General features: G+C 34.2%; 14 protein-coding genes and 1 pseudogene. 10 read left to right on the top strand and 5 right to left on the bottom strand.

Features of this window, described 5'->3' with window-relative positions; translation table 11 throughout:
• Positions 1 to 80: 80 nt before the first annotated feature.
• The 3 genes from BCER98_RS08095 to BCER98_RS08105 form a co-directional block, all read right to left on the bottom strand.
• On the bottom strand, positions 81 to 563 hold the full coding sequence (locus tag BCER98_RS08095) for a DUF456 domain-containing protein (protein ID WP_012094034.1): 483 nt from the start codon (positions 561 to 563) through the stop codon (positions 81 to 83).
• Between the two features lie 4 nt (positions 564 to 567).
• Positions 568 to 1,872 (bottom strand): hemolysin family protein, encoded by a 1,305-nt coding sequence (locus BCER98_RS08100; protein WP_012094035.1) that lies wholly within the window; start codon positions 1,870 to 1,872, stop codon positions 568 to 570.
• 331 nt (positions 1,873 to 2,203) lie between these two features.
• Complete coding sequence (locus tag BCER98_RS08105; RefSeq protein ID WP_012094036.1) at positions 2,204 to 3,091, bottom strand: hypothetical protein; 888 nt, start codon at positions 3,089 to 3,091, stop codon at positions 2,204 to 2,206.
• Positions 3,092 to 3,403: 312 nt separating this feature from the next.
• On the opposite strand from BCER98_RS08105, the gene cbpA reads away from it, so the two are divergent.
• From cbpA to BCER98_RS08120, 3 genes are all read left to right on the top strand, one after another.
• The gene (cbpA, locus tag BCER98_RS08110) at positions 3,404 to 4,051 is read left to right on the top strand and encodes a cyclic di-AMP binding protein CbpA (RefSeq protein WP_012094037.1); all 648 of its coding nucleotides are present in this window, start codon (positions 3,404 to 3,406) and stop codon (positions 4,049 to 4,051) included.
• Between the two features lie 592 nt (positions 4,052 to 4,643).
• Complete coding sequence (gene brnQ4, locus BCER98_RS08115) at positions 4,644 to 5,981, top strand: branched-chain amino acid transport system II carrier protein BrnQ4 (RefSeq protein WP_396021789.1); 1,338 nt, start codon at positions 4,644 to 4,646, stop codon at positions 5,979 to 5,981.
• Positions 5,982 to 6,216: 235 nt separating this feature from the next.
• Complete coding sequence (locus BCER98_RS08120) at positions 6,217 to 6,732, top strand: DUF1572 family protein (RefSeq protein ID WP_012094039.1); 516 nt, start codon at positions 6,217 to 6,219, stop codon at positions 6,730 to 6,732.
• On the opposite strand, the gene BCER98_RS22950 is transcribed toward BCER98_RS08120, so the two are convergent.
• On the bottom strand, positions 6,717 to 7,019 hold the full coding sequence (locus tag BCER98_RS22950) for a permease (RefSeq protein WP_237701324.1): 303 nt from the start codon (positions 7,017 to 7,019) through the stop codon (positions 6,717 to 6,719). The genes BCER98_RS08120 and BCER98_RS22950 overlap by 16 nt on opposite strands.
• 27 nt (positions 7,020 to 7,046) lie before the next feature.
• Positions 7,047 to 7,340 carry a hypothetical protein gene (locus tag BCER98_RS20840; RefSeq protein ID WP_012094040.1) on the bottom strand — a complete coding sequence of 98 codons (294 nt, stop codon included), beginning with the start codon at positions 7,338 to 7,340 and terminating at the stop codon, positions 7,047 to 7,049.
• 89 nt (positions 7,341 to 7,429) lie between these two features.
• Here BCER98_RS20840 and spoIIP point away from each other — a divergent pair, with 89 nt between their 5' ends.
• The 7 genes and pseudogenes from spoIIP to BCER98_RS08155 all read left to right on the top strand — a co-directional run bounded on the left by spoIIP (position 7,430) and on the right by BCER98_RS08155 (position 12,961).
• Positions 7,430 to 8,584: a stage II sporulation protein P gene (gene spoIIP, locus BCER98_RS08125; RefSeq protein ID WP_012094041.1), complete on the top strand. Its 1,155-nt coding sequence runs from the start codon at positions 7,430 to 7,432 to the stop codon at positions 8,582 to 8,584.
• A gap of 159 nt (positions 8,585 to 8,743) precedes the next feature.
• Positions 8,744 to 9,250: a GNAT family N-acetyltransferase gene (locus BCER98_RS08130; RefSeq protein ID WP_012094042.1), complete on the top strand. Its 507-nt coding sequence runs from the start codon at positions 8,744 to 8,746 to the stop codon at positions 9,248 to 9,250.
• A gap of 11 nt (positions 9,251 to 9,261) precedes the next feature.
• Positions 9,262 to 10,002 (top strand): M15 family metallopeptidase, encoded by a 741-nt coding sequence (locus BCER98_RS08135; protein WP_012094043.1) that lies wholly within the window; start codon positions 9,262 to 9,264, stop codon positions 10,000 to 10,002.
• A gap of 22 nt (positions 10,003 to 10,024) precedes the next feature.
• Positions 10,025 to 10,468 carry an NUDIX domain-containing protein gene (locus BCER98_RS08140; protein ID WP_012094044.1) on the top strand — a complete coding sequence of 148 codons (444 nt, stop codon included), beginning with the start codon at positions 10,025 to 10,027 and terminating at the stop codon, positions 10,466 to 10,468.
• A gap of 391 nt (positions 10,469 to 10,859) precedes the next feature.
• Positions 10,860 to 11,288: an NfeD family protein gene (locus BCER98_RS08145; RefSeq protein WP_012094045.1), complete on the top strand. Its 429-nt coding sequence runs from the start codon at positions 10,860 to 10,862 to the stop codon at positions 11,286 to 11,288.
• A 2-nt stretch (positions 11,289 to 11,290) separates the two neighbouring features.
• Complete coding sequence (locus BCER98_RS08150; protein ID WP_012094046.1) at positions 11,291 to 12,259, top strand: SPFH domain-containing protein; 969 nt, start codon at positions 11,291 to 11,293, stop codon at positions 12,257 to 12,259.
• Positions 12,260 to 12,368: 109 nt separating this feature from the next.
• Positions 12,369 to 12,961, top strand: a pseudogene (locus BCER98_RS08155) (histidine phosphatase family protein).
• Positions 12,962 to 13,004: the final 43 nt, after the last annotated feature.

Below are 13,004 nucleotides of genomic sequence, written 5' to 3' on the forward strand. Positions count from 1 at the left end.
TTAATCAAAAAATAGTAGAAAAGATATGAAAATAGCCGCGTTGGTGCTGCATATAAAAAACCATCCCTAAAAAGAGATGGTTAGAAAAGGATATAACAAATGAATAGGGTAATCATAATGATTTGTAAAATAGCTTTTGCTACTGTGCTACTTAAAAAACCAATAACGGTTGCAATCCCAACCATGAAAGCATCCTTTGGCGTCTTTTTGTGGATCAGTTCCGTTATAAATACAGATAGAAATGGGATGATAATAAGACCAAAGGGCGGGAAGAAAAAAGAACCTACGATGATAGATACTATGCCAACACGTTCGCCCCACTTCGTGCTTCCGTATTTTTTTAAGAAATATCCATTGGCAATAAAGTCAGCAATGAAAATAATAATCGTAAATACAATTTGAATGGCCCAAAAAGAAGTGGTTAACTCACCACCATTTATCCCAAAATAATAAATAAAATATCCAGCCCACAAAGCAAGTATGCCAGGGATAATCGGATAGATAAACGCAATAAATGAAACGATAAAACATGCAATGATACAAAGAGTTAATATAACAGTCACTTTACTACTCCTTTATAGTATCTAATTTATGTACAGCGATCTTTTTAATCTGATGGCCGTCAAGGTCTAAAGCTTTAAATTGAAATCCATCATATTCAACTGAATATCCAGGTTCAATATTTAAATCAACTGCTTGAGAAAGCAACCAACCACCGATTGTATCTAAATCACTATCATCAATATGTAAGCCAAACATGTCATTCACTTCAGAAATAAGAACTTTCCCATCTAAAACAGTGAGCTTAGGGGTTCTTTTCTCAATCATCGGTGATTCATCATCATCAAATTCATCTTGTATTTCTCCAATAATCTCTTCAATAATATCTTCCATCGTTAACAATCCAGCTGTTCCGCCATATTCATCCATTACAATGGCCATTTGCACGCGATTTTTTTGAAGATGAATTAATGTTTTACGGATTGGAACCGTCTCAAAGACGGTTAACACAGGATGGATATAGGATTCTAAAGGCTTATGAATCCCTTTTGTTTGATCATGGAAAATTTCTTTTGTATTAATCATGCCGATGATATCATCTTTATCTTTTTTAATAATTGGATAGCGTGTATACTTCTCGGAGGCAACAGTCTCCATATTTTCTTCCAATGTATTTTCAGTAGAGAGACAAACCATTTCTGTTCGTGGAACCATGATTTCTTTTGCAACACGATCATCAAATTCAAAAATATTATTAACATATTTATATTCCGCTTGATTAATTTCTCCACTTTTAAAGCTTTCGCCTAAAATAAGTCGTAATTCTTCTTCAGAATGAGCAAGTTCATTTTCTTTTGCCGGTTGTAAGCCAAATAGTTTTGTGAAAAATAAGGCTGTATGATTTAATAGCCAAATGAAAGGGTACATAATTTTGTCAAACCAAATAAGTGGTTTAGCGAACATTAAAGTAATTGTTTCGGCTTTTTGAATAGCGAAAGATTTTGGTACAAGTTCACCCAATACAACATGAAAAAAGGTGATAATACTAAAGGCCATAATAAAAGATAGTGTATTAGCCATTGGACCAGTAATATTTATTTTTTCAAATACAGGATGCAGTAAATGCTCTACTGTTGGTTCACCAAGCCAACCGAGTCCCAAAGAAGTGATTGTGATGCCGAGTTGACAAGCTGATAAATATACATCTAAATTTGAAACAACGCTTCTAGCAGCTAAGGCTTGTTTATTTCCTTCGTTTGCGAGTTGATTAATTCGGCTTTTTCGTACTTTTACAACTGCGAATTCAGAGGCAACGAAGAAGCCTGAGATGAGAATAAGTAAAATAACAAGAAAAATATTTAATATGTCCAAGTGTGTTCCTTACTCCAAAGTGGAATAAAGATGTCACCTCCTGCAAGTATGTTATACTTTTATAATAAATCGAAACGAAAATAATAGTCAAAGAAAACACGCAGAAATTGACATGTTTTGCTAATTGGTAATCGTTTTTTGTTATTTTATCCTTCTTGATAAAGAATAACCTTCCATTTACATGTTTGAAAATGGAAGGAGAAAGGAATTGGTTGTGGACGAAACTAGATTGCTTCATTATTTACTGCTATTTTAGGGGAGTAACAGCTCGATTGGTGAGGGTTCATAATTAGGATATGGTGAAGAAACCCTCGCAGATTCAAGTTTTACCTCATTTTAACATTGTTCTAGTTACAGGCGATGTTGCATGTTTTGAATCTTTTGTTCTCCAAACCGATTGGAGAAAAGAAAGAATAATATACGGAATATAAAGAAGGAGCAGACAAATTGCGACTATAGTTGGTGAAGCTCCTCCAAATTGAATCATAAATTGTAATAAACCATTCGTATGAAAAATACACTCCATGAAACAAAATGAAACAATAATAGAACTGAAAAGAGATTTATGATTAGAAATAAGAGTGGTAAATAATGTATTTATGAGAAAGGAATGGGTATGAATTTCATGTGTTTCGACATGACTTAAAAAAGGAATCCATTTTTTTATTGCTTGCATAACAATAATCATCGCTGCACTCAGGATTATTACTATGGAAGAGAAAGATGGAATGATGATATGTTTTGCGATATAGAGTGAAAATAAAATCACTGTGCATTGCAATATAACAGCGCTGAATGAATAAGGAATCCAGTATAATAGTGAGGCATATTTTTTCATCGATTTTGGAATTCTTAAAAAAATATGTCCCATTGCGAAACTAATCGAAAAACCGATTACTAAAGTAAATATAAAACGTGTCAGTGAGAAAAAATACATCTTCCATACGTAAGGGAACAAAGGTGTAGAATGCTCTGAAGCATGCAAGGGAGCTCCTGAATTTATAATGAGCTGAGGTGAAAAAAGAATGGATTCATGCATCCAGTCAATCATAGGGATGGAAATTGAAGAGAAATGAATAAAATGATAAAAAATATTAAATAAGCTTTTAAAATAAGAGCCTTCCTGCGTTAATAATAACGAGGGTAGTGGGCTGAACATAAGGAGAATGAGAAACCCAATCAAAAAGCGAAATATGTAAGATCGAACTAAAGAAGTCATAAAACTCACCTACTCTTTGAAGATTCAGAAAATTCTTATTCTTATTTTAGCGCTTTTTTGAAGAAGTTACAATATCTTTTTCTTTACATATTGGTATAATCTATAATTTAATCTTGCTATTTTTAGGCAGCAAGATTCAGAAAGAAATAAAGAAGATAGGAGTTACTTGAAAAAGATCGATAATCGATTTTATGAATAACTTATGACAGAAATGTGAATAATTTTCAGAAAAATGAAATAAATCATTCCTTTTTTTCTAAAAATATAATATAGTTATGACACAGAAAATATTTTAGCATAAGGAGGATTTTTATGAGAATAAGAGGGAATTATGTACCTAAAAAAGAGGTTTTATACTGTACGATTTCATTTACAATAGGTGAAGCGCTAGAGCATTTAAATAAAACGGGTTATCGTTGTGTCCCAGTTTTAGATGAAAAGAAGGAAAAATTTTTAGGAAATATATATAAAGTCGATATTTTAGAATACAAAGGATCATTAGAAGATGATTTATCAGAATTATTGAACGATAAAGATGGATATGTGAAAGAAGATTCTTCTTTCTTTAAAGTGTTTTTTTCAATTAAAAAACTGCCATTCTTATCAGTTATTGATGAAAAAGGAATATTCCTGGGAATTTTAACGCATAAAAAAGTGTTTGAATTGTTAGAAGATGCTTGGGGGATTCATTCTAGCAAATATTCTGTCATGGTCGGAACACAAGATTACAATGGTGCAATTCAGAAACTATCTACCGTTTTGAAAAAATATAGTGGTATTCAAAGTTTAATGACATTTGATAATAATGCGTTATTAGTTCGTAGAATTATGTTTACACTAGGTGAAGAATTTCAAGGAGAAGAATTAGATTCTTTATTGAAGGATTTGGAAAATTACGGATTTCGTGTTGTATATGTAGAGGAAATGAATAATCCACATGAAATCGAGATGATTGAATAGTACGACAGACCGTTGTTTTATCGCCTTAATCGAGAAGACCTCCTCCTCTAAACGAAGTGAAGGTGAAGTCTCCTCGACTTTTCTTTTTGATTGAAAAATATTTTGGAAGAATATATATTTATCCCGCTATTTTAGGGCGATAACAGCCCGAGAGGCATAATCAGCGAGGATGCAGACTCCCACTGATTCAAGTTTTACTTTATTTTTACATAATTGTCTTATGAAACAAAATGGAAAAGGGGCTAAATTCTTTTGTGAAAGAATGAATGAAAAAAGTTGTAGATATTATTTTGTTTTTTAAAAAATTCTTTATAAAATATATTTCTATTTTTCAACTAAATATGTTACTATATGTGTGATAAAGATAAAGAGGTCTGACTTATTACTTTTTATGCAGCGTTGTAACGGTCTGAAAATTCTAAAAAATCAAAAAATATTAATCGGAGTAATAAAAAGGTAAAGTGGAGAAATTACAGAAAGACATTGTTCTATAAAGAGGTAAAGTTTATTATCATCACGAGCAGGGAGGAGGATGCGTAGCATATTTGTGAAAGGGAGAAAAACAATAACAGATGCTATGCAAATGAAAGAGATGAAGGGAACATTAAGGTCAGGAGATACAGTAGCGATTGGTTTAATGCTATTCGCATTATTTTTAGGAGCAGGAAATTTAATTTTTCCACCCGTGTTAGGTCAACAAGCTGGAGAAAATGTTTGGATTGCTACAATTGGATTCCTAGTGACAGGAGTCGGCCTTCCTCTATTAGCAGTAACTGCTGTAGCTTTTGTAGGGGGGGACTTGAAAGCGTTATCCTCTAGAGTGCACCCTATATTTGCTTTTATTTTCCCGCTAGTTAGCTATTTGGCAATTGGACCATTTTTTGCAATTCCTCGTACAGGGGCCGTTTCCTTTGAAATGGGAATGAAGCCCTTTCTAGCAGAGGGACTTGTATCGGAGTGGTATATTTTATTTCTTTATACAGCTGTTTTCTTTGGGGCAACTTGGTATTTATCTTTGAATCCATCGAAATTGATTGATTGGTTTGGAAGGTTTCTTACGCCACTATTGGTGCTTATCGTTGCTGTTATTGTTAGTAAGGCGATTATTGATCCGATTGGGGAACCAGCTGCACCATTAGATGTATATAAAGATAATGCATTTTTTGGTGGATTTATTCAAGGCTATTTAACGATGGATGCTATTAGTGCACTTGTATTTGGAATTGTTGTGGTGCAAGTTATACGTTCAAAAGGGATAACAGAAAGTAATCAAATTGCAAAAACAACGATTACTTCTGGAATTATAGCTGTATTTGGTTTAACGTTAATTTATTTATCTCTTGCTTATCTTGGTTCGACAAGTACATCACTTGGTGTTTCTGATAATGGAGGTCTTATTTTAACGAAAGTTGTAAATGAGTTATATGGAACGAGTGGCAAAATACTATTAGGTCTTGTTATTACACTGGCTTGTTTAACAACTTCAGTTGGACTTACATCAGCGTGTGCGGGATTTTTTACAAAATTATTCCCAAAATTATCACATAGAATGATTGTAACAATGGTATGTGTGTTTAGTTTAGTTGTATCAAATTTAGGGTTAACACAACTTATTGCTGTAACATTACCAGTATTGATGATTATTTATCCTGTTGCAATTGTACTAATTGTACTGTCGTATTTTCATAAATGGATTGGACAGCGAAATACAATATATATCGGTGCAATTTTAGGGGCACTCGTTATTAGTCTATTTAACGGTTTAGAAAGTGCAAATATTAAGTTTGATACCGTAACAAATGTGCTAGAAATGCTTCCTTTATATAAGGAAGGAATTGGTTGGTTACTGCCATCATGTATTGGTGGGATGATTGGTTACTTTTTATATAGACCAAACGAATCAAATACGTTACAAAAGAAAGGTGCCTAGGCATCTTTCTTTTTTTAGAGGAAATTCATATATTTTGTCTAAATATTAGGCTGGAAGGAGTGAAAAAACAGTTGGTTTTGGATCTGTTACAATGAAATGTATGTGTAGGAACGATAAAAAAGCAGAAGTGTTTGTGTTAGGTGGAGTACTAGAGCAAAGAGACGGAATCTTGCTGCATCCAGATATAGACATCCCTAATGGAATACCAATTCGTTAATAGGGGAGAGGATTAAGAATGGATATTGGAAAAGGCTATTTAGAATGTGCAATTCAAAACTTTAAGGCAATGCAAAAGCAAGGAGACCAGACGCTCTCACAATTATCATATGAACAAATAAGTTGGAAACCTCATGAAGAGGCAAATAGTATTGCGATTATAATCAAACATTTACATGGAAATATGCGCTCAAGATGGACAGATTTTTTAACGACAGATGGTGAAAAGTTAGAGCGAAATCGTGATGGTGAATTTGAAGGGGGGTATGCTTCAAAAGCAGAAGCACTAATAGCGTGGAAAGTAGGATGGGAGTATGTTTTTCAAGCGCTGCAATTATTAACGCCACAAGACCTTTTAAAGGTTGTGCATATTCGGGGAGAAGCGCATAGTGTTATGCAAGCGATTGAGAGACAAATCGTTCATTATTCATCACATATCGGACAAGTGATTTATGTTGGAAAATTGTTAAAAGAAAAAGAGTGGGAGTGTTTAAGTATTCCAAAGAAACAGCCTAATCGCTATCTCCAAAAGTGACGTTCAATATAATAGTAAGACATGAAACGGTATAGAGTAGGTATTAAAAAGAAGATCCAAATAATTGATGGCTCAGTTATGGTTAAAATAATCCCTACAGCAAAGGTATACCAAGTGAAATATAATCCTAATACTGTATTTATGGGGATAAAACGAGAAAAGAAAAATTGTTGGCTAAAACAAGTATTGTGAAATAAGTAGATGCGTACGTAGAGCATTGTGGTAAGAAGATCTTGCTTTCTGACGATTTTTTTCTGGCATTTATGACATATGAAAGTTGGTTGCATTTTTTTACACTCCATTAAAAATAAGTATTATGTCCTTCTTAAATGGGTTATTAGTTTGTAAATAAGGAGATATAAGGAATACACTCCAATATAAGCTCCGGTGATGAGAAAGAGTGGATTCAACAAGATACCGTGAATGGTTGTCATAAATACTAAGTCATGCAGTACAACATCATAAATGTTAAAAGCGGTTAGTATACCGAGTATATATAATGAAAGGTATGCGCAAATATCTAAGAAAACACGGACTTTAGGGTGTGCTGCAAATAATAAAAACACACTTGACAAAACAATAGGAACGATACCGATAATTAGCTTCAATTCATTTCACCTCTCATACAATATTGCCCAAATTTAGGCGGTCTATTCTATAAAGCTTGTACATAAGTTGAAATAGAGAGGGTGATATTATGAATCGAGGCTTTTTTTATGTGAATTTCACAAGTGTTCGAAAGTTAATTTTATTTACTGTTAGTACACTGTTAGCGACTTTTTTTCTAATCGGAGTGGTAGTTACTTTATTGAAAGAAACAAAGTCAACCTATTTATATAATTGGTTAAATGAGCTGTCAATGAACGGATATATGTATGTGATTGGAAAGGAAAATCATTACTTTACACAGGAGTATCGTAATTTAAATCCGGATTTTTCTATTTCATCCTTTTTGTTTTCTGTAGCCACCAATATTCGATTCGACGATGTCCGAAGCTTTGTTGGGAGAGAACTTCCTGGTTTTGGAAAGTATGATACAGAAATTGTTATTGCAGGAGAAGGAACAAACTATTCTAATCTTCCAATCGAGTCGAGTGTTCCGCTTGAAGAAGTTGTGAAAGAACGGACTGGGGAAGCAGGACAAGTTCAGAAGAAAGATTCAAATGTAGAAAAGAAACAACCGGATCAAACAACGGGAGAACGAAAGGTTGCTTTTATTTATCATACGCATAGTTGGGAATCATTTTTACCGTTACTAAATTTAACAAATGATCCAAATCCAAATAAAGCGACAAGCTCGGTTACAAATATTTCAATACTAGGTGAACGGCTTCGAGAACAATTAGAAAACGAGGGAATAGGAGCAATTGAGGATAAAACAGATGTCGGGAAAAGACTAATTAGTAAAGGTCTAAATAGCAATAGTTCATATAAAGAATCACGTGAAATTGTACAGGAAGCGATGGCACGTAATAAAGAATTGCAATACTTTTTTGATTTGCACCGAGACAGTGCTCGGAAAAACGTAACGACAAAGGTGATTGGAGATAAATCGTATGCAAAGCTTGCATTTGTTATCGGAAAAGGAAATAAAAATTATGCAAAAAATTTACAATTGGCGACTGCACTGCATGAGGCTATTAATCAAAAGTATCCAGGAGTAAGTCGAGGCGTTATTCAAAAAGGATTTCAAACAGGGAATGGTGTCTACAATCAAGATTTATCAGGACAGGCGCTTTTAATTGAAGTAGGTGGTGTAGATAATACAGCTGACGAATTAAATCGTTCTATTGATGCGCTTGCGAAGGCATTTAGCGAATATTTTTGGCAAGCAGAGAAGGTAAATGGGTAGACGGAAGCATATAGTCTTGCGTCTTTTTTTCTTTTAGAAATAAATTAAGAAGTTCATCGAAATTTGTCTCTTTCTTCAAAAAGAAACAGACAGGAATTCCTTTATAAAAGATCGAAATTTTCTTTATAAACAATCTTTTCGCAGGATAAAAGGAACGGGATGATAGAGATGATTCGAGAAATCCGAGTAGAAGATGCAGAATCGTTTTTACAGTTGGGGAAGAAGTTAGATGAAGAAACTGCTTTTATGTTATTTGAACCAGGAGAACGGAAGATGACAGTAGAGCAGCAGCAAAAAATGATTGAACGATTTATAAACAATAACAATTCTACAATACTTGTAGCGACGCATGAAGAACAAATAATAGGATTTATTATAGCGAATGGTATGGATGTCCAACGAAAAAAGCACGTCGTAACAATTGTCATTGGGATTTTACAACAGTATAGTGGACGTGGAATAGGAACAGCTTTGTTTAAAGAGATAGAAAAATGGGCAAGATTACATGATGTATGGCGTTTAGAGCTAACAGTAATAGCCCACAATACAAGAGCAAAGGCACTTTATAAGAAAGTAGGATTTGAACAGGAAGGGTTAAAAAAAGCTTCTCTTATTATTAATGGAAAGTGCGTCAATGAGTATTGCATGGCTAAATTATTAAAATAAGAGGTCGTTTTATGAAAAAAAGGTGGACCCTACTAGGTATTATAGTAGTTGTAATTATCGTTGGAGTATCGGGTATCAATTACAAAATATATAAGGAAAAGCAAGCGCAAGAAGTTAATGCGACTGTAATGTTTCCAAAATCTGAAGAAACAATTTCAAAGATGGAAGGAAATATCGCAGTTGTCAATAATGCGAATTCTATCCTTGTACTTGTAAATAAGAGTAGGCGGTTACCAGATCACTATAAGCCGCAAGATCTAGTTATTCCAAATGTACGTTTTTTAAGTGAAGGAAATCAAGAGAAAAAAAAGATGCGGAAAGAAGCGGCTGCAGCGCTGGAGAAAATGTTTCAACAAGGAGACAAGGAGCGGATATTTCTATTTGCAGCTTCTGGATTTAGATCGTTTGATCGGCAAAAGGCGCTAAATACCATGTATAAAATACAAGATGGAGAAGCGAAAACGGCGATGTCTAGTGCAGTTCCAGGAACGAGTGAACACCAAACAGGTCTCGCAATGGATATTACATCGCAATCTGCAAAATTTCAGTTAGAATCTGTCTTCGGAGAAACAAAAGAGGGGAAATGGCTGGCTAAAAATGCCCATAAATTTGGGTTTGTTATTAGATATACAAAAGAAAAAGAAGGAATTACAGGATATCGTTATGAACCTTGGCATGTACGGTATGTAGGAAACCCGCAAGCTACATATTTATATGAAAATAACCTCACCTTAGAAGAAGCGATAAAGTAATATAGTGAGGGGAGAAGATGAAATGGCCATGTTATATAAGAAGAAAGTATATGCATATATTACAAGGGAAAAAGAAGGAGTTATGCAGTTGCTTGTTTTTACACATCGTGATGTGCCAAAAGAGAGGATACAAATTCCTGGTGGTATAGTAAGGCCGGAAGAAAGTTTGGAAGCTGCTATATTACGTAAAGTAATGGAAGAAACGGGACTACGTCATTTGTATATTGAGCGTTTTATCGATGACTATATAATCTATGTGAAGGAAAGACAGGAGTACGAAAAACATCACTTTTTTCATATGTCATTGTTAACAAAGGTGAGGGATACATGGGAACATATAGTAACTAAAGAAAACCAAAGCGCAACATTTTGCTATGAATGGGTTGATATAGAGAGAGGTCCTGCATTAACAGGAAAGCAAGGTGAATTTATTTATCGTTTGCTTGAAGGGATGTATGTAAAATAAAGACAATCTGATGAAGTAAACCGCGCTCAATTTGTTAAAGGTAGAACTAACAAATTAGAGAAGCGGTTTTTTATATGTTTTGGTAATAAATAATTATCTTTATATTCATGTTCATTTGTAAACGAAAATTTTGAAAGAATTTTATTTTTCGTAACTTTTACACAAGGGTTTTTAATGTATAATAAGAAATATATTAATATATGACTTTATTGATAATTATTGTAACAGTGAATATCTATAGTAGCTTTCAGTCAATAGTCAACCATATCCCGTATAGAGCATAATGAACGAAAGAACTGATTTATTTGTAAGGAAATTACTGCCCGTGAATAGCGGGATAAACCATTCTTTTTTTCATATACATATAGAAAATAGAAAGCGAGGGTTGTATATGGCCGCATGGGTTGTTTGGTTTATTATAGCTGGAATTTTATTTATCGCTGAGATGTTATCCATTACTTTTTATATGCTTTGGCTTGGGATAGGAGCGGTTGTCGGAGGTCTTATTGCACTGTTTGCTCCAGAAGCATTATTTCTACAAGTTGTTGCAGGGGCAGTTGTAAGTTTGACATTGACTTTCTTTACAAAGAGAATTTCTAAAAATTTTCGAGAAGCAAAAGGATTTACTGATACTGTTGATAAACTTGAGGGGAGAAAGGGGATTATTACAAAGGCGATTACAAATGAAGAGAATGGAATTGTGAAAGTAGATGGGGACACTTGGACTGCTATTTCTGATGTGCCTATTTCAATTGGGGAGAAAGTCATTGTTATAAAGAGGAATAGTACAGTTTTATATGTGAAAAAGGAGAGTGAATAAGAGTGGTAGCATTAACATTAACGATTATTTTTGCATTGATTGTTATTATATTTATCGCGTTAACGATTAAAATTATTCCACAGCAAAAGGTGGGAGTTGTTGAAAGATTTGGTAAATTTCGATGTGTTCTGAATCCGGGATTAAACCTTATCGTTCCAATTGTTGATCGTGTTCGTGTTTATCATGATTTACGTATTCAACAAACGAATGTGCCACCGCAAAAAGTAATTACACGTGATAACGTACAAGTAGAAATCGATACAATTATCTTTTATCAAATTGTTGAACCAGAACTTGCAACATATGGTATTTCAAATTATGAATACGGTGTTCGTAATATTACATCTGCAACAATGCGTCAAATCATTGGGAAAATGGAATTGGATGAAACTTTATCAGGACGTGAGAAAATTTCAACAGAAATTCGTCTAGCTCTTGATGAAGCAACAGAAAAATGGGGCGTCCGTATCGAACGTGTAGAGGTAGTTGATATTAATCCTCCAAAAGATGTGCAAGCAGCAATGGAAAAACAAATGAAAGCAGAGCGTAATAAGCGTGCTATTATTTTAGAAGCAGAAGCTGCGAGACAAGATAAAGTACTTCGAGCAGAAGGGGAAAAACAAAGTAAAATATTAATGGCTGAAGGGGATAAGGAAGCGCGGATTCGAGAAGCGGAAGGTGTAAGAGAAGCGAAAGAGCTAGAGGCACAAGGGGAAGCGAAAGCGATTGAAATCATCGCAAAAGCGGAACAAAATCGCATTCAATTCATACGAGAAGCTAATTTAGATGAACGTATTCTTGCGTATAAATCGTTCGAATCATTAGCTGAAGTAGCAAAAGGACCAGCTAATAAAGTATTTATCCCTTCAAATGCAATTGAAACACTTGGAACTCTTGGTGCAATTGGAGAAATCTTTAAAGAAAAACAAGCGAAGACATCGCCTTCTTCTGACGCGCCAAAAGAGCAATAATAAGAAGAAAGAGAAATGGGTTTCCATTTCTCTTTCTGTAGTTTGAAGTGAAAGAGAAAACATGATAGGATTTTATTTTGGCAATATTGAAAAAAGGGATGAGATCATGATGCAAATACTATTAATCGGCACGGGGAATCAGAAGCAGATATTTGACATGTACATGAGGGACGAGCAGACTTTGAACTAACGGAGAAAGGAAGAGAGCAAGTTGCAAAGTTAGTCCAAAAAGTAAAAAGTGAATTTCCTCCAGATTACATATGAGCTAGTATATTGAAAAGAGCTAAGGAAACTGCGGAAACTTTGGCAGAAGCAGTTGGATGTCCGGTGAAATTTGAAGAAGAATTAATGGAGTTTAATAACGGTGTACAGGCTGGGCTGTCTTTTGAAGAAGCAAAAAAATACCCAGAGTCAAAATATCTTTATGATCTCTTTGAAAATGGGGAATCTTTTATAGAGTTTCGCATGAGAATTGAGACGATATTTTCAAAGATTGTAACGGAAAATACCCATGAAAGAATTGCGATTGTAGCCCATGGTGGAGTAATTACTTGTATATTGAGTGCTTTTTTTCAAATGCCAATAAATAAAGATTATTACTTTAAAATGGGGGATACGGGAATCAGTTTGCTTGAATTGACAGGAAAGCAAAGAATGGTTCACTTTATGAATGATGCAAGTCATCTAGAAATAAGAGCTTGATAAGAATAGGAAAAAGATTCTATAGTTGCTTTATCCGAGTAGG

Source organism: Bacillus cytotoxicus NVH 391-98, assembly GCF_000017425.1.
Lineage (GTDB): Bacteria > Bacillota > Bacilli > Bacillales > Bacillaceae_G > Bacillus_A > Bacillus_A cytotoxicus.